Origin of the sequence: Rhodococcus sp. NPDC059968, assembly GCF_042738615.1 — a bacterium.
Taxonomy (GTDB): domain Bacteria; phylum Actinomycetota; class Actinomycetes; order Mycobacteriales; family Mycobacteriaceae; genus Rhodococcus_F.
In genome coordinates, this window is record NZ_JBHWUE010000015.1 from 26,039 (window position 1) to 42,306 (window position 16,268).

General features: G+C 69.4%; 15 protein-coding genes. 3 read left to right on the forward strand and 12 right to left on the reverse strand.

All coding sequences use genetic code 11. From position 1 onward, the window contains the following. Window positions 1-25: 25 nt before the first annotated feature. The 9 genes from ACFWAY_RS15315 to ACFWAY_RS15355 form a co-directional block, all read right to left on the reverse strand. Window positions 26-982 (reverse strand): alpha/beta fold hydrolase, encoded by a 957-nt coding sequence (locus tag ACFWAY_RS15315; protein WP_378511170.1) that lies wholly within the window; start codon window positions 980-982, stop codon window positions 26-28. Between the two features lie 97 nt (window positions 983-1,079). Beyond that, complete coding sequence (locus ACFWAY_RS15320; RefSeq protein WP_378456135.1) at window positions 1,080-1,370, reverse strand: DUF1905 domain-containing protein; 291 nt, start codon at window positions 1,368-1,370, stop codon at window positions 1,080-1,082. 96 nt (window positions 1,371-1,466) lie between these two features. Continuing rightward, entirely contained in the window at window positions 1,467-2,147 is a 681-nt protein-coding gene (locus ACFWAY_RS15325; protein ID WP_378511126.1) for a response regulator, read from the reverse strand. Further along, complete coding sequence (locus ACFWAY_RS15330; protein ID WP_378511127.1) at window positions 2,144-4,681, reverse strand: DUF4118 domain-containing protein; 2,538 nt, start codon at window positions 4,679-4,681, stop codon at window positions 2,144-2,146. The genes ACFWAY_RS15325 and ACFWAY_RS15330 overlap by 4 nt, the downstream gene beginning before the upstream one ends. Before the next feature lie 7 nt (window positions 4,682-4,688). Next, a complete protein-coding gene (locus tag ACFWAY_RS15335) occupies window positions 4,689-5,339 on the reverse strand; it encodes a potassium-transporting ATPase subunit C (RefSeq protein ID WP_378511128.1) in 651 nt (216 codons plus the stop codon). Between the two features lie 6 nt (window positions 5,340-5,345). After that, complete coding sequence (gene kdpB / locus ACFWAY_RS15340) at window positions 5,346-7,451, reverse strand: potassium-transporting ATPase subunit KdpB (RefSeq protein WP_378511129.1); 2,106 nt, start codon at window positions 7,449-7,451, stop codon at window positions 5,346-5,348. Next, window positions 7,448-9,163 carry a potassium-transporting ATPase subunit KdpA gene (kdpA, locus tag ACFWAY_RS15345; RefSeq protein ID WP_378511130.1) on the reverse strand — a complete coding sequence of 572 codons (1,716 nt, stop codon included), beginning with the start codon at window positions 9,161-9,163 and terminating at the stop codon, window positions 7,448-7,450. Before kdpA ends, kdpB begins: the two co-directional genes overlap by 4 nt. Next, window positions 9,163-9,261 carry a potassium-transporting ATPase subunit F gene (locus ACFWAY_RS15350; protein ID WP_378456140.1) on the reverse strand — a complete coding sequence of 33 codons (99 nt, stop codon included), beginning with the start codon at window positions 9,259-9,261 and terminating at the stop codon, window positions 9,163-9,165. Before ACFWAY_RS15350 ends, kdpA begins: the two co-directional genes overlap by 1 nt. Window positions 9,262-9,502: 241 nt before the next feature. After that, entirely contained in the window at window positions 9,503-10,132 is a 630-nt protein-coding gene (locus ACFWAY_RS15355) for a pyridoxamine 5'-phosphate oxidase family protein (protein ID WP_378456141.1), read from the reverse strand. Between the two features lie 77 nt (window positions 10,133-10,209). Here ACFWAY_RS15355 and ACFWAY_RS15360 point away from each other — a divergent pair, with 77 nt between their 5' ends. From ACFWAY_RS15360 to ACFWAY_RS15370, 3 genes are read left to right on the forward strand one after another with little or no spacing between them, the layout of a single operon-like run. Continuing rightward, window positions 10,210-11,658 (forward strand): PLP-dependent aminotransferase family protein, encoded by a 1,449-nt coding sequence (locus ACFWAY_RS15360; RefSeq protein ID WP_378511131.1) that lies wholly within the window; start codon window positions 10,210-10,212, stop codon window positions 11,656-11,658. A gap of 39 nt (window positions 11,659-11,697) precedes the next feature. After that, the gene (locus ACFWAY_RS15365) at window positions 11,698-13,143 is read left to right on the forward strand and encodes an amidase (protein ID WP_378511132.1); all 1,446 of its coding nucleotides are present in this window, start codon (window positions 11,698-11,700) and stop codon (window positions 13,141-13,143) included. A gap of 3 nt (window positions 13,144-13,146) precedes the next feature. Beyond that, on the forward strand, window positions 13,147-13,716 hold the full coding sequence (locus ACFWAY_RS15370; RefSeq protein ID WP_378511133.1) for a TetR/AcrR family transcriptional regulator: 570 nt from the start codon (window positions 13,147-13,149) through the stop codon (window positions 13,714-13,716). On the opposite strand, the gene era is transcribed toward ACFWAY_RS15370, so the two are convergent. Genes era through ACFWAY_RS15385 form a run of 3 tightly spaced genes read right to left on the reverse strand, consistent with a single transcriptional unit; the run spans window position 13,713 to window position 16,261 of the window. Next, window positions 13,713-14,630 (reverse strand): GTPase Era, encoded by a 918-nt coding sequence (gene era / locus ACFWAY_RS15375; RefSeq protein WP_378456145.1) that lies wholly within the window; start codon window positions 14,628-14,630, stop codon window positions 13,713-13,715. The genes ACFWAY_RS15370 and era overlap by 4 nt on opposite strands. Continuing rightward, window positions 14,623-14,955, reverse strand: a complete 333-nt coding sequence (locus ACFWAY_RS15380) for a cytidine deaminase (protein WP_378511134.1) — start codon at window positions 14,953-14,955, stop codon at window positions 14,623-14,625. The genes era and ACFWAY_RS15380 overlap by 8 nt, the downstream gene beginning before the upstream one ends. After that, window positions 14,948-16,261 (reverse strand): hemolysin family protein, encoded by a 1,314-nt coding sequence (locus tag ACFWAY_RS15385; RefSeq protein ID WP_378456147.1) that lies wholly within the window; start codon window positions 16,259-16,261, stop codon window positions 14,948-14,950. Before ACFWAY_RS15385 ends, ACFWAY_RS15380 begins: the two co-directional genes overlap by 8 nt. Between the last annotated feature and the right edge of the window lie 7 nt (window positions 16,262-16,268).

Here is a 16,268-nt window from a genome sequence, read left to right on the forward strand (position 1 = left end):
CCGCAGGCCGAGCCGCGGGCGACGGTCAAGGCTGGGTGCGCCCGTCGCGCACAGCGTCGACGACGTCGCGGACCCCGTCGATGACGAGTTGGGGCTGTTCGATGTTGATGTTGTGGCCGCTGTTCGTGTTCGTGACATGTGTGGCACCCGGAACGAGTTGGGCCAGATCCTCCTGCGCCTTCGGCTGCACGGCGTCGAGGGCCGGGCCGTAGCCGGGATCGATGTCGGCGGGGAGACTTCCGTTCGCGATGCCCTCCGCGATCTGCGGCGCCACCGAGCGGTCGGCGGAGAGGACGACGAGCGGCTGGGGCCGGATCGGTTCGGCGGCGCGGATCTCGTCGAAACTGCGGACGAAGTCGACGCGCTCGAGGTCCGGGTATTCGTCGAGACTGTCCTGCTGCGGGGTGTTGAGCCGCAGGAACTCCTGGAACTGCTCCGGGGGCAGGAGTGTCTGCAACTCCTCCGACTGCGCGTCGATCAGCACCAGGCCCGCCACCTCGTCGGGATGGGTACCGGCGAAGAGTCTCGCGATCTGACCGCCGTAGGAGTGGGCGGCCAGAACGTAGGGACCGGACCCGACCTCATCAGCGGCGCCCAGCAGCGACTGGAGGTCGGCGACCGCGTCCGCGGTGGTGATCGGCTGCGGGACCGGGTCGCTGCGGCTCAATGCGTCCCCGCCCAGCACGACTCCCGGCCGATCGTAGGAGCAGACCCGCGTGAACTCGGCGACTCCGTCGAAGGCCGAGGTGCTCGCCGGATCGGCCGTCGTCGTCCACTGATCGGCACCGAACCGAAGACCGGAGACGAACACGACGGTCGGTGTGCCTGTGCCCGCACACTCGAGATAGATGTTCCGGCCCCCGCCGATGTCGACGGTGCCGGCGAAATTCTCGCTCGTGTTGCCGTCGTCGCCCGTTCCGCACGCGGCGACGAGCACCACGACCCCCAGAGTCGTGAGCCACCCCGACAATCGCGGCCACATCGGCACGACGCACCTCGAAACCCGTCCGGAAACGCAGACCGCTTCCGGGTGATCCGTACCCCGCTCTCACCGGATCAAACCCCGGACGCCGCCCACGTCAGCTGAAACGCTGCTCGAGGTGCACCGTCACCTCCACTCCGGCACCGTCCTTACCGATCAGCTTGCACAGTGCGATCTTCAGGGGAAGCCAGTGCGGACCATCACCCGAGGGCATCAGGGTGGCAGTGAACGGGTGGCCGTCGATCGTCCCGCCAACCTTCACCGGCCGCCTCGTTCCGAGAAGTTCGGCGGAGTCCGGCACGGTCACGTACGTCGCGAACGCCCCGTCCTTCTGGATCGGCGCCGTAAAGGTATGCGCGAGCGGTTGTGGGGTCTTCGGTGCCGGCATTCGTGGCTCCTCCGGTCGAGTGTGATGCTGCGGTCGAAGGTAGGACTCCCGGGGCGGGCCGGAATCATCGGTCGTGAGCAGGATCACCTCCCCCGGTCACACCTGGAACCGGTACCCCATCCCGGCCTCGGTGATGAGGTGACGCGGATTGGACGGGTCGTCCTCGAGTTTGCGTCTCAGCTGCGCCAGATACACCCGCAGGTAGTGGGTCTCGGTGGCGTACGCCGGGCCCCACACCTCCCGCAGCAGTTCCTTCTGCCCCACCAGCTTGCCCTTGTTCCGCACGAGCATCTCGAGCATCCCCCACTCGGTCGGCGTCAGGTGCACCTCGGCCCCCGCCCGCCGCACCGTCTTCGCCGCCAGGTCGACCGTGAACGAATCCGTCTCCACCACAGGTTCACTCGTGTCGACGGCCGTCGTCGCCCGGCGGGCGGCCGCACGCACCCGGGCCAGGAACTCGTCCATCCCGAACGGCTTGGTGACGTAGTCGTCGGCGCCGGCGTCGAGGGCCTCCACCTTGTCCGCGGAGTCGGTCCGCGCGGACAGCACGATCACCGGTGCGGGGCACCACCCGCGGAGGCCGGCGAGCACTTCGGTCCCGTCCATGTCGGGTAGCCCGAGGTCGAGCACGATCACGTCCGGCGGTCGCTCGGCCGCGGCGCGCAGGGCGGCGGCCCCGGACGCGGCCGTCACCACGTCGTATCCGCGCACACTCAGATTGATCCGCAGGGCGCGGAGAATCTGCGGTTCGTCGTCGACGACGAGAACTCTCGTCATGGATGCTCCCCTCTCGCCCCGGCCAGTTCCACCACCATCGTCAGACCACCGCCGGGGGTGTCGGTGGCGCTGATGGTCCCGCCCATCGCGTCGACGAATCCGCGGACGACGGACAGCCCGAGCCCGACTCCCGTGGTCGTGTCGCGGTCCCCCAGTCGCTGGAACGGGGCGAACATCTCGTCTGCCCGCCCGCGCGGAATTCCCGGCCCGGTGTCGGCGACGGTGACGACAGCGCGGTCTCCCACCGCCGCGGCACCGACCCGGATCACGGAGTCCTCACCGTAGCGGAGTGCGTTGTCGATCAGATTCGCGAGCACCCGCTCGAGCAGGCCCGAATCCGCCATCGCTGTGACCGCCCCGACGTCGACTTCCACCCTTTCCCGGGCCCGGGTCCCGGTCCGGCCGCCGATTCCCAGACCCACCAGCGCCCGGTGCACCACCTCGTCGAGATACACCGGCCGCAGCGTCGGGGTCACCACTCCCGCCGCGAGCCGGGAGGAGTCGAGCAGGTTGCCGACGAGAGAGGTGAGGACGTCGGCCGATTCCTCGATGGTCGCGAGCAGTTCGGCGGTGTCCTCCGGGGAGAAGTCGACGTCGTCGCTGCGCAGGCTGGACGCGGCGGCCTTGACCGCGGCCAGCGGGGTCCGGAGGTCGTGGCTGACGGCGGACAGCAACGACCGCCGCAGCCGGTCGGCCTCGGCCAGGGCCTGCGCCTGCCCCGCCTCCTGCGCGAGCTCGGTCTGGCGGATCATGCCCACTGCCTGGTTGGCGACGGCGAGCAGCACGCGACGGTCCCGGGCGTGCAGTTCGCTGCCGCGCAGTGCGAGCGCGTATTCCCCTTCCCCCACCTCGCAGACGGTGTCGGCGTCGTCGACGCTCACCGGTGGGTGCTGCCCGACGGACCCCACCGGACCGAGGTCCCGGTGCAGCACGCTGACCGAATCCTGGCCGTAGGTCTCGCGCACCTTCTCGAGCAGGGTGTCGAGGTCGGCACCGCGCAGCACCGATCCGGCGAACAGCGCCAGCAACTCGGCTTCCTGCGACGCCCGGCGCGCTTCCCGTGACCGCTTGGCGGCCGCGTCGACCAGGACCGCGACGGCGACCGCGACCACGAGCAGCACGACCGTGGTGATGAAGTTGTCCGGCTCGGCGATGGTGAAGCTGCGCACCGGCGGCGTGAAGAAGTAGTTGAGGAACAGACCCGAGATCAGCGCGGAGAACGCCGCAGGGGCGACACCGCCGAGCAGCGAGACGAGCAGCACCACGATGAAGAACAGGGCTCCCTCGCCGACCAATCCGAGCCACCGGTCGACGGCACTCATCACCACGGTGGCCACCGACGGTACGAGGACCGCGGCGATCCAGGCGATCACCGTGCGCGAACGGGATCCCACCGGCGACAACCGCCGCGGGCGATGGGACTCGCCGTGCGTCACCATGTGCACGTCGATCGACCCGGACTGGTGCAGCACGCTCGCACCGATTCCCTCGTCGAAGATCCGCGCCCACCGTGAGCGTCTCGACGTGCCCAGCACCAACTGTGTGGCGTTCGCGGTCCGGGCGAAGTCGAGCAGCGTGGTCGGGACGTCGTCGCCGACGACGCTGTGCAGGCTCGCCCCGATGCTCGCGGCGAGCGTGCGCACCTTACCCATCTCCGGAGCCGAGACACCGGCGAGGCCGTCGCCGCGCACCACGTGCACGACGATGAGCTCGGCGCTGGATCTCGACGCGATCCGGCCGGCGCGCCGAACCAGCGTCTCCGATTCCGCACCGCCCGTCACCGCGACCACCACCCGTTCCCGGGCCTCCCACGTGTCGGTGATCTTGTTCTCCGCACGATATTTCGCGAGTGCGGCATCCACCTGGTCGGCCACCCACAGCAGGGCGAGTTCGCGGAGTGCGGTGAGGTTCCCTTTCCGGAAGTAGTTGCTCAGCGCCGCGTCGACTTTGTCCGCGGCATAGATGTTGCCGTGGGACAGTCTGCGGCGCAAAGCCTCCGGAGTGATGTCGACCAATTCGACCTGGGTGGCGGCGCGCACCACCTCGTCGGGGACCGTTTCCTGCTGCACCACGCCGGTGATCCGCTGGACCACGTCGTTGAGGCTTTCGAGGTGCTGAACGTTGAGCGTCGAGAGGACGTCGATCCCCGAGCCGAGGAGGATCTCCACGTCCTGCCAGCGTTTCTCGTGGACGCTGCCCGGTGTGTTCGTGTGCGCGAGCTCGTCGACGAGGACCAGCGCCGGCCTGCGGGCCAGCACCGCCTCGACGTCGAGTTCCCGGCCGAGCGTGCCCCGGTAGGCGATCAGCTTGGGCGGAATCAGTTCGAGGTCACCGAGCTGCGCCGCCGTGCGGTCGCGGCCGTGGGTCTCCACCACGGCCGCGACCACGTCGCACCCCCGCTCCCGGCGGCGGTGCGCCTCACCGAGCATCGCGAACGTCTTGCCGACGCCCGGTGCGGCACCGAGATAGATGCGCAGTTCACCGCGTCGGCGTTCGACGTCCCGGCGCGCGCCGTCGGTTCCGGTACCACTCACCTCGCCATCATCCACCAGCGGTGGGGGCCGTGCACTCAGGAGCGGTCAGGCCGAGGGCCAGATTCAGTTCGAGGACGTTCACCCGTTCCTCACCGAGGAAGCCGAGTTGTCTTCCCTCGGTGTTCTCGTCTACCAGTTGACGTACCCGGGTCTCGCCGAGGCCGTTCACCGCCGCCACCCTCGGCACCTGCAACGCCGCGTACGCGGGGCTGATGTGCGGGTCGATGCCCGAGCCGGATCCGGTGACCGCGTCCACCGGTACCGCGGAGGGGTCCACCCCTTCACGCGCGGCGATCGTCGCCCGCCGGTCGGCGACGAACGTCGCCAGGATCTCGCTGCTCGGCCCCTGGTTGGTGGGCAGGGCAGTAGCGGGGTCGCCCGGCGCGAACGGATCCTGTTCGGCCACCGACCCGGTGACCCGGTTGTGGAAGAACGGATCCGGCTCCCCCGCCGGCACCTGCGGGTCGACACCGACCCACCGGCTCCCGACGACGCACCCGGTGGTGTCGCGCATCGGGGAGCCCTCGGCCGCTCCGGCGCCGATCCTGCTCACCCCCCACACGGCGGCGGGATAGAGCACACCGAGGACTGCCGTGAGTGCCAGCAGGACGAGTAGTCCGGCCCAGGTCTGCCGGAGCAGACCGATGAGAAATCGCATGCGGGATCACCCAATTCCGGGAATGAGACGGACGACGAGGTCGATGAGCCAGATACCGGCGAACGGCGTGATCACGCCGCCGAGGCCGTAGATCAGCAGGTTGCGGCCAAGCAGCTTCGACGCCGAGGACGGACGGTAACGAACGCCTTTCAGCGACAACGGGATCAGCGCGACGATCACGACGGCATTGAAGATCACCGCCGACAGGATGGCCGATTCCGGGGTGGCCAGCCGCATGATGTTCAGCGTGTTCAGCTGCGGATAGATGCCGCTGAACAGGGCAGGGAGAATCGCGAAGTACTTGGCCAGGTCGTTGGCGAGCGAGAACGTGGTGAGCGCCCCGCGCGTGATGAGCAGTTGCTTGCCGATCTCCACCACCTCGATGAGCTTGGTGGGATCCGAATCGAGATCCACCATGTTCCCGGCTTCCTTCGCCGCCGACGTGCCGGTGTTCATCGCCACCCCGACATCCGCCTGGGCCAGCGCCGGGGCGTCGTTGGTGCCGTCCCCGGTCATCGCGACGAGCCGGCCGCCCTCCTGCTCCCTCCGGATCAGCGCGAGCTTGTCCTCGGGTGTCGCCTCGGCCATGAAGTCGTCGACTCCGGCCTCGGCCGCGATGGCCTTTGCCGTCAACGGGTTGTCGCCGGTGATCATCACCGTGCGAATCCCCATGGCCCGCAGTTCCGCGAACCTCTCGGCGATGCCCGGTTTCACCACGTCCGACAGCGCGATCACGCCGAGCACGGTCGCTGTGTCTCCGCGGACGGCGGCGACCACCAACGGCGTTCCCCCGGCCTGCGCGATCTGGTTCACACTGTCGGTGACCGCAGGCGCCGCCTGCCCGCCCAGCGCCTGCACCCAGGTCAGCACCGCGTCGCTCGCGCCCTTGCGGATCCGGGCGCCGTCGATGTCGAGTCCGCTCATCCGGGTCTGCGCCGTGAACGGCACGAACTCGGCCGCTCTCTCCGCCTCGGACGGCGCCGGGTCCAACCCGAAGTCGCGGGCACACAGGTCCACGATGCTGCGGCCCTCGGGGGTGCCGTCCGCGAGGCTGGACAACCGTGCGGCCGTGGCCAACTCGATCGCGGAAACCCCCGGGGCGGGATGCAAGGCCGTGGCCTGCCGGTTGCCGAACGTGATGGTGCCGGTCTTGTCCATCAGCAGTGTGTCGATGTCGCCGGCGGCCTCCACCGCCCGCCCCGACATCGCCAGGACGTTCCGCTGCACCAGCCGGTCCATCCCGGCGATACCGATGGCCGACAGCAGGGCCCCGATAGTGGTGGGGATCAGGCACACCAGCAGAGCGATCAGCTTGATCGGATCCTGCTCCTGGCCCGCGTACAGACCCATCGGACCGATCGCGACGACGGCCAGCAGGAAGATGATCGTCAGCGACGCCAGCAGGATGTTCAGCGCGATCTCGTTCGGCGTCTTCTGCCGCGCCGCTCCCTCCACGAGGGCGATCATCCGGTCCACGAACGACTGTCCGGGGGCCGCGGTGATGCGCACGACGATCCGGTCGGAGAGCACGGTCGTGCCACCGGTGACGGCACACCGGTCACCGCCGGATTCGCGGACGACAGGCGCCGACTCGCCGGTGATGGCCGACTCGTCCACGGTCGCAATGCCGTCGACGACGTCACCGTCCCCGGGTATCACCTCTCCCGCCTCGACGACGACCCTGTCGCCGACGGTCAGTGCGGTCCCCGCGACCGACTCCACCCCGCCGCTCGCCGTGATTCGGTGGGCGACCGTGTCCTGCTTCACCTTCCGCAGGCTCGCCGCCTGCGCCTTGCCCCGGCCCTCCGCGACCGACTCGGCCAGATTCGCGAACAACACGGTGAACCACAGCCAGGCGACGACAGCCCAGGAAAACACCGACGGGTCGACGAGGGCCATGACGGTGGTGACGACGGAACCGACGAACACCACGAACATCACCGGGTTGCGGGCGAGGTGCCGGGGGTCGAGTTTGCGCAGGGCGCCCGGTAGCGCCGTCACCAGCTGAGCGGGGCTGAAGATTCCCGCCTTCACGGGCGCCGGGCCGTGGCCGCCTTCCGGCGTGGTGGTCGCCGCCCCGGTTTCCGGACGACTGGTCACGTTCACACTCACTGCAGAGCCTCCGCGATCGGTCCCAGCGCGAGGGCCGGGAAGAATGTCAACGCCGCGACGAGCACGACGGTGCCGGTGAGGAGCCCGGTGAACATCGGGCCCGCCGTCGGCAGGGTTCCGGCGCCCGCTGCCGTCTTCTTCTGCGACGCCAGGGATCCGGCGAGCGCGAGGACGAAGATGATCGGAAGGAACCGGCCGAACAGCATGCACAGGCCGAGCGCGGTCTGGAACCAGTCGCTCGTCACCGTCAGCCCGCCGAACGCACTGCCGTTGTTGTTCGAGGCCGACGCGAACGCGTACAGCACTTCCGAGAATCCGTGGATGGATCCGGGACTTCCCGGGTCGCCACCGTTGCCCTGGTAACCGGTGGTCGAGGACAGGATCACGGTGATTCCGGTCCCGATCAGGACGAGCGCCGGCATCACCAGCACGGACAGGGCGGCGAGTGTGATCTCCCGCTGCCGCAGCTTCTTGCCGAGGTATTCGGGTGTGCGGCCGACGAGGAGTCCACCGACGAAGACGGCGATCAGGGCGAGGACGAGAATTCCGTAGAGCCCGGTGCCGACACCGCCGGGCGCGATCTCGCCGAGCAGCATGTTGAGCAGAGCGGCTCCGCCGCCGAGCGGCGACAGGCTGTCGTGGGCCGAATTCACCGCGCCCGTGGACGTTCCGGTGGTGCTCACGGCGAACAGCGCCGTACCGGGGATTCCGAAACGAACCTCCTTGCCCTCCATCATCGCGCCCGCGGCGGTGGCGGCGACGCCGCGCCGACCCGACTCCGCGGCGAGCGTGACCGCGAGGAGCGATCCCCACAGGATGCCCATCACGGCGAGCAGGGTCAGACCCTGGCGGTGCCCGGACACCTCGCTCGCTCGGTCGTGAGGGTCGCCGACCATGGTGCCGAACGTGCGGGTGAGGGAGACCGGGATCAGCAGGATCGCGAGGATCTCGACGATGTTGCTGACCGGCGTCGGGTTCTCGAACGGGTGCGCCGAGTTGGCGGCGAGGATCCCGCCGCCGTTGGTGCCGAGTTCCTTGATCGCTTCCTGCGAGGCGACGGGCGCGAGTGCGTTGCTGACGGAGTTGCCGTCCAGACCGGTGGACGCGAAGCCCGGGTGGAAGGACTGGATCACGCCCTGGCTCAGCAGGATCAGCGCGATGACGAAGGAGAACGGCAGCAGAATACGCAGGCTGCCCCGGGTGAGGTCCACCCAGAAGTTGCCGATCTCACCGCCGCGCGACACCCGGACGAACCCGCGGATCAGCGCCACCGCGACGGCCATGCCCACGGCTGCGGACACGAAGTTCTGCACGGCGAGCCCGACCGGCTGGGTCAGGTTGCTCATCGTGGTCTCGGGCGCGTACGACTGCCAGTTGGTGTTGGTCACGAACGACACGGCCGTGTTGAACGCCACCGCAGGACTGACCCCGGAGAGGTCCCCGGACAGCGGCAGCACCCCCTGGATGCGCTGCAGGGCGTAGAGGAACAGCACGCTCGCCGCGGAGAATCCCAGCACGCTGCCCGCGTAGCCGTACCAGGTCTGCTCGGTGTGCGGGTTGATGCGGCACAGGCGGTACATCACGGATTCGACCCGCAGGTGACGGCGTGATTCGTACACGTGCGCCATGTAGTCGCCCACCGGCACGTACGCGACCGCGAGTACCGCGAGGACGAAGGCGACCTGCAGTCCGGCCGCCAGGGCAGGCGTCATCAGAACCGCTCCGGGTCGGTGAGCGCGATCAGGAGGTACACGACGAGCGCGGCGGCGATCGCGACGAGCGCGACCGCGAGTATCCCGGCACCCGTCATTTCACGCGTCCGGTCTGCAGGGCACGGAGAACGAGCGCGCAACAGGCGAATCCGCCGAGGACGAGCGCGACGTAGGCCACATCGGCCATGTGAGGATCCCTCTTCGTACTGATCCTGCGGTTCAGCGCAGGCATGACACCCCACGGTTGCGGGGTGTCATGCCAGCATCACGCCGGATCTCGGCGAAAGAGGCGGCGCTGACGAAGCGCTTACGGGACTCCTACGGCTCTTGACGCTTTCCTTACGCGGTCCGGGTCAGCCGCGACACGGATGCGGGTACGGGCGTGCCGCTCGCCACCCACGGTGCCGGGACGGGCGCACCGGCGACCGACCGAACGGGGACCACCCCGGCCCAGGCGCTGCTGGTTTCGGTGGGTTCACCCGGCGGTGCGTCCCGCACCTTGACGGTCCATTGGCCGGGTGTGATCGGGAGGGCGAGGGCCAGTGTCGCGGCGAGTTCCTTGCGCCGGTGCCCCCGGACCTCCGTGCTGCGGCCGGGGATCAGCACGTCCGACAGCGCGTTCAGGGCGTCGGCGGATTCGTCTGCGCCGAGGGTGACGAGGTTGCCCCGCACCACCGCCGAACGGTAGTTGGCGGACGAGTCGAACAGGGTGTCCGCGACGACGATTCCGTCGAGCATCGCGACGCACAGCACCGCCGGTGCGCCCGCCGCCACCTGCCGCAGCGCACCGGCCCCGGTGGAGCCGTGCAGCAGGATCCTGTCGCCGTCGCGGGCGTACAGCATCGGCACGGCCCACGGCAGCCCGTCGACGACGGTGGCGAGGGTGCCCATCGGCGCGGCGTCGAGGACGGCGTCGAGTTGCGCTCGTTCGGTGCGGGCACGGTCCGGGTATCTCATGATCTTGTCCACGACATCATCCTCACCCCCATGTGGATCACCTTCCAGATCCACAATCACCAATATCGGCAGACCAGTATTATAGGGACATGCCCCGGATCAGCCCCGAACTACACCTGACGTTGCGGCTCCCCGATACCGACGCGCCGCTGCGGCACCGCATCGCGGAGTCGGTCCTCGACGAGATCCGCGTGGGTCGCCTGCGGCCCGGCGACCCTCTGCCGTCCACGCGGGCGCTGGCCGAACACCTGACGGTCGCGCGGGCGTCGGTGGTCGATGCCTACGACGAACTCTGCTCGTCCGGGTATGCGCATGCCCGCGCCGGTTCCGGCACGCGGATCGCACCGGGCGCCGACGTGGCGGCCCGCGCGCACGTCGCCTCACACCCGGTCACCCGAACCTCGGAGCGGGCCTCCTCTGCAGCCCCCGCGAACCCGGAGGCGCTGTGGGATCTCACTCCGGGTCACCCCGATCCCGCCCTGATCTCCACCACCGACTGGCGCCGGGCGTGGCGGTCGGCCGCGACCGCGGCCGTGACCTCGGACGTCCCGGGCCCCGACGCGCACCCGGAGTTGCGACGGTCCCTCGCGGAGCATCTACGCCGCACCCGGGGGATCGCAGCGCGCCCCGACGAGCTGGTGATCGTCCCCGGAGTGGGCGCCGCGCTCCGCACCCTCGTCGCCGCTGCGGGACTCGGCGGCCGGGACGTGGTGTTCGAGGAGCCCGGCTACAGCCGGGCCCGCACCGTCCTCGACGGTGCGGGGGTGCGGACGCGCTGCGTATCCGTGGACGGCGACGGCCTCGACTCCGCACTGCTGCGGGCGACCGATGCCGCGGTCTACTGCACGCCTGCTCATCAGTATCCGATGGGTGCCCGGATGCCGGTAGGCCGCAGAGCCCGGCTCGTGGCCGACGCCGCGGCGTCCGGAACGGTGATCATCGAGGACGACTACGACGGCGAGTTCCGCTACGACGTGTCGGCACTGCCCGCTCTGCGCAGCATCGACCGCGGGTCCGAATGCGTGGCGTACGTGGGCACGGCGTCGAAGATCCTCACTCCCTCGATCCGGGTGGCGTGGGTGATCGCCCCTCCGGCCCTGCGGCCGAAACTCGTCCGGGCCCTCGACGCCAGCGGTGAGGCGTGCTGCGCGATCACTGCCCTCGCGCTGGCGCATTTCATCGCCTCGGGTGCGCTGTCACGGCACCTCGCCCGCGCCTCCCGCACCTACTCGGCCCGCCGGGCGGCCTTCGTCACCGCACTGCAGCAGCAACTGTCCGCGGTCGACACGGACGGTGTCGGGCTCGCGGGCATCGAGGCCGGTCTCCACGTCGTCCTGACGCTGCCCGGTTCCGTCGACGACGACGCCTTGTCTGCTGAGCTGCAGGATCACGGGGTGACGGTCCCGAGCCTCGCCGACTACCGCACCACACCGGGCGGACCGCGGGGGCTGGTCTGCGGGTACGCCCGGCTGCCCGAATCGCGGGCTCGCGGGGCGGCCGAGGCGATCGGCGGGGTAGTCCGGCGACATCTCGGCTGATACTGTTCGTTCGAACGAACAGTCACGGGGAGGGGCGACATGAGCGCGGGACAACTGGACGATCGACGGCAACGCGACGACGACGGGGATCGGTCCCCGGGACTCGTCGAGCAGGTGCAGGCGCTGGCCTCCGGCGCCACCACCTCGGTCGCGGCCACCCGCGCCGCCCTCGACCGCATCGATGCGAGCCAGCCGACGCTCAACGCGTTCAAGGTGATCCGCCGGACCAAGGCACTCGCCGAAGCCGCCGAGGCCGACCGCCGGATCGCCGCCGGTGAGCGCCTGCCGCTGCTCGGGGTCCCGATCGCCGTGAAAGACGACGTCGACGTGGCCGGCGAGCCGACCGCGTTCGGGTGCCCGGGCGACTTCCCACCCGCGGCGCGGGACTCCGAGATGGTGCGACGACTGCGCGCCGCCGGTGCCGTCGTCGTGGGCAAGACCAACAGTCCCGAGCTCGGACAGTGGCCGCTCACCGGCGGACCCGCCTTCGGGTACACCCGCAATCCCTGGAACGGTGACCACACCCCCGGAGGGTCGTCCGGCGGCGCCGCGGCGGCCGTGTCCGCCGGTGTGGTGTCCGCGGCGATCGGTTCGGACGGCGCCGGCTCCATCCGCATCCCCGCCGCCTGGACCAACCTCGTCGGGATCAAGCCTCAACGCGGCCGAATCTCCACCTGGCCGGCAGCCGAGGCGTTCCACGGCCTCACCGTCAACGGCCCGCTGGCCCGGACGGTCGCCGACGCGGCCCTGCTCCTCGACGTCGCATCGGGTCCGCACGAGGGCGACCTGCACACACCTGCACCGGTCACCGTCAGCGACGCCGTCGGCCGCGACCCCGGACCGCTGCGCATCGCACTGTCGCTGCGGATCCCGTTCACCGCGACCCCCACGACGCTGCATCCCGAGGTCCGCCAGGGCGTCGCACGGATCGCCGAGGCGCTGCGCAGGCTCGGCCATCGCGTCGTGGTGGACGACCCCGACTACGGGGTCATGTTCGGGCTCGGCTTCCTCCCGCGGTCGATGGCCGGCATCGACGACTGGGTGCGGAAGATCCCGGACCCGTCACTCGTCGACCCCCGCACGAGGGGCAACGCCAAGACCGGACGACTGTTGCGTGGGGCACCGCTACGGGCCGCCCGCGCAGCCGAGCCTAGGATGCAGCGACGGGTCGGGGCGATCTTCGACAAGTACGACCTCGTCCTCGCCCCGACCACCGCGACTCCCCCACCGAAAGTCGAGGGGATCGACGGCATCAGCTCGTGGGCCACCGACAAGGTGATCACCGCGGTCTGCCCATACGCGTGGCCGTGGAACGTGCTGGGCTGGCCGAGCGTGAACGTCCCGGCCGGGTTCACGTCCGGCAACCTGCCGACCGGAGCCCAGCTGATGGGACACGACGGCACCGAGCCGCTGCTGGTGTCGGTTGCGGCCCAACTCGAGTCGGTGCTGCGGTGGGACCTGGAACGTCCCGAGAAGTGGTGGTGACCGATGGCTTCGACGGACGTTCGTGACCGCATCCTCGCGGCGGCGTTGCACATCGTCGGCACGGAAGGCATTCCCGGCGTGACCAATCGGCGGATCGCCGCGCAGGCCGGCGTGTCGCTCGGCTCCATCACGTACCACTTCCCGACACAGACGGACCTGTTGCGCGCCGCATTGTCCGGGTTCGTGACGGAGGAGACGCAGCGTCTGTCGGAGCTGGCGGAGGGGTACCGGGACAAGGGGCTGAGTCTCGAGGACGCCGCGGCACTCACCGGGAAGGTCGCGAAGGATCTGGCGTTCTCCGCCGAGCGGATCGCCCCGTTCGAGCTGTACATCCAGGCGGGACGCGACCACGAGCTGCGTCAGGCCGCCGCCGAATGTTTCGCCGCGTACGACGATTTGACGGTGACGATCCTCACCGCCCTCGGCGTCCCCGACGCGGCGTCCGTCGCGCCGACCATCGTCGCCACCATTGCCGGTCTGCAGCTCAGGAGACTCGCGACCGGAAGTGACGGCGATCACGACTTCGCGACATCGGTGCTCCTTCTTCTCAGGGGCGCCGGCCCCCCCGCCTAGAACCCCAGGCGGCCCAGCTGTTTCGGGTCGCGCTGCCAGTCCTTGGCCACCTTGACGTGCAGTTCGAGGAAGATCCTGGTGCCGAGCAGCTTCTCGATCTGCAGCCGGGCCTTGGTCCCCACCTCGCGGAGTCGGGCGCCGCCCTTGCCGATCACGATGCCCTTCTGGGACGGGCGTTCGACGTAGAGCAGGGCATGGACGTCGAGCAGTTCGCCCTGCTTCTCGGTGCGTCCCTCGCGAGGGATGATCTCCTCGATGACCACGGCCAGGGAGTGCGGCAGTTCGTCGCCGAGGCCCTCGAGCGCGGCCTCGCGAATGAGTTCGGCCATCAGCGTCTCTTCGGGTTCGTCGGTGAGTTCGCCGTCCGGGTAGAACGCCGGCCCTTCCTCCATCTTCGACGCGAGGACGTCGACGAGCACCTCCACCTGCTCGCCGGAGGCGGCGGACACCGGCACGACATCCGACTCGGGACCGAGGAGCTTGGACACGGCCAGCAACTGCTGCCCGATCATGTCCTTGCTGACCTTGTCGATCTTCGTGACGATGCCGATGAGTGTGGTCTTCGGCGCGATGTGACGGACCTGCTGCACGATCCACCGGTCGCCGGGGCCGATCTTCTCGTCCGCCGGGATGCACAGGCAGATCACGTCGACCTCGGAGTAGGTGTCGCGCACGAGGTCGTTGAGGCGCTGGCCGAGGAGCGTCCGGGGACGGTGCAGACCCGGGGTGTCGACGAGGATCAGCTGCGCATGGTCGCGGTGCACGATCCCGCGGATCGTGTGTCGGGTGGTCTGCGGACGCGAGGACGTGATCGCGATCTTGCTGCCCACCAGCGCGTTGGTCAGCGTGGACTTGCCCGTGTTGGGCCGTCCGACGAAACAGACGAATCCGGAACGGAATTCGGTTTTACTCATGTTGCTCCTCGATCACGGATCCATCGGTTCGCGCAAAGACGAGGGCCGCCTGCGCACTGACTTCGTGTAGGGCGGCGACGCCCGGGTCTTCCGGGTTCCCGCCGATCACGACTGCGGCCTCGAAACCCTCGGCGCCACTGGACACCGCCGCCGCGACGGCCGCCTGCAGCGCGGTCAGCGACAGCGACGTCAGCGAGACCGCGCCCGCCGAGTAGGTACGGCCGTCGAGATCGCGGACGGCGGCACCCTGACCACTTCCGGTGCGGCCGAACGCTCCTCGCGCGAGCACGACCAGTTTGGCGTCTTCGTCGCCCAGGTCAGTCATCGTGATCCTCCCGGTCGCCGTCGCCACCGTCGTCGTCGATCGGCGCGCGTTGCACGAAGACCGTGCTGATGCGCACCCGTCCGCGCACGTCGGGTGAGCCCTCGCCGCGGAGGACGAGACCGTGCGACACGACCTCCGATCCCGGGAGCGGGACCCTGCCGAGTTCGTATCCGATGAGCCCACCGACTGTTTCGACCTCGTCGTTCTCCACCTCGATGCCGAACAGTTCACCGAGATCCTCGATCGGCAGGCGCGCGGAGACCCGGTACATGCCGTCGCCGAGATCCTCCACCGGCGGTGTCTCGTCCTGGTCGTATTCGTCAGCGATCTCACCGACGATCTCCTCGATGACGTCCTCGATGGTGACGAGCCCGGCGATTCCGCCGTATTCGTCCACCAGAACGGCCATGTGGTTGCGGTCGCGCTGCATCTCGGCGAGCAGACTGTCGAGGGGCTTGGAATCGGGCACGAACACGGCGGGCCGCATCACGTCGCCGACGCGGACGCTGCGTCCGCCGTCGCGCGAGTGGTACGTCTCCTGCACGAGATCCTTGAGGTAGACGACGCCGAGCACGTCGTCGACGTTCTCCCCGATCACGGGGATCCGCGAATGTCCGCTGCGGACAGCCAGCGACGTCGCCTGTCCGGCGCTCTTGTCGTTCTCGATCCACACCATTTCGGTGCGCGGCACCATCACCTCGCGGGCCGAGGTGTCGCCGAGTTCGAACACCGACTGGATCATCCGGCGTTCCTCGTCGGCCACCACGCCGCGTTCCTGCGCCATGTCGACGAGTTCGCGCAGTTCGATCTCGGAGGCGAAGGGGCCGTTGCGAAATCCCTTACCCGGGGTGATGGCGTTACCGATCAGGATCAGGAGGCGACTGATCGGGCCGAGCAGAGTTCCGATGACCTGCAGGGGTACCGACGTGATCAACGCGATCGAGTACGCGTGCTGGCGACCGAGCGTCCGGGGGCCGACCCCGATCACCACGTAGTCGACGAGCACCATGATGATCGCGGTGAACGTGAGCGCCCACACGGGTTCGAGGAGATCGGACAGGCCACCGACGAGCACCACCGTCGCCGTGATCTCGCACAGGATGCGCAGCAGCACCATGAGATTCACGTAGCGGGGGCGATCCGACAGGATGCGGAGCACGCGGGTGGCGCCGGGGCGATCCTCCTTCGCCATCTCCTCGATGCGCGCGGACGAGATCGTGTTGAGTGCGGAATCGACGGCGGCGAAGACACCACCGAGCGGGACGAGGACGATCGCGAGGACGATCAGCGCGATGGCGCTACTCACAGAAGAC

What these genes read in the sequence shown, in the direction of transcription:
- ACFWAY_RS15370 (WP_378511133.1), top strand. Translation starts at nt 13,147, where the DNA reads ATGGCTTCGACGGACGTTCGTGACCGCATCCTCGCGGCGGCGTTGCAC.
- kdpA (WP_378511130.1), bottom strand. Translation starts at nt 9,163, where the DNA reads ATGACGCCTGCCCTGGCGGCCGGACTGCAGGTCGCCTTCGTCCTCGCG.
- ACFWAY_RS15315 (WP_378511170.1), bottom strand. Translation starts at nt 982, where the DNA reads ATGTGGCCGCGATTGTCGGGGTGGCTCACGACTCTGGGGGTCGTGGTG.
- ACFWAY_RS15350 (WP_378456140.1), bottom strand. Translation starts at nt 9,261, where the DNA reads ATGACGGGTGCCGGGATACTCGCGGTCGCGCTCGTCGCGATCGCCGCC.
- ACFWAY_RS15320 (WP_378456135.1), bottom strand. Translation starts at nt 1,370, where the DNA reads ATGCCGGCACCGAAGACCCCACAACCGCTCGCGCATACCTTTACGGCG.
- ACFWAY_RS15360 (WP_378511131.1), top strand. Translation starts at nt 10,210, where the DNA reads ATGCCCCGGATCAGCCCCGAACTACACCTGACGTTGCGGCTCCCCGAT.
- ACFWAY_RS15380 (WP_378511134.1), bottom strand. Translation starts at nt 14,955, where the DNA reads ATGACTGACCTGGGCGACGAAGACGCCAAACTGGTCGTGCTCGCGCGA.
- ACFWAY_RS15325 (WP_378511126.1), bottom strand. Translation starts at nt 2,147, where the DNA reads ATGACGAGAGTTCTCGTCGTCGACGACGAACCGCAGATTCTCCGCGCC.
- era (WP_378456145.1), bottom strand. Translation starts at nt 14,630, where the DNA reads ATGAGTAAAACCGAATTCCGTTCCGGATTCGTCTGTTTCGTCGGACGG.
- ACFWAY_RS15365 (WP_378511132.1), top strand. Translation starts at nt 11,698, where the DNA reads ATGAGCGCGGGACAACTGGACGATCGACGGCAACGCGACGACGACGGG.
- ACFWAY_RS15335 (WP_378511128.1), bottom strand. Translation starts at nt 5,339, where the DNA reads ATGCGATTTCTCATCGGTCTGCTCCGGCAGACCTGGGCCGGACTACTC.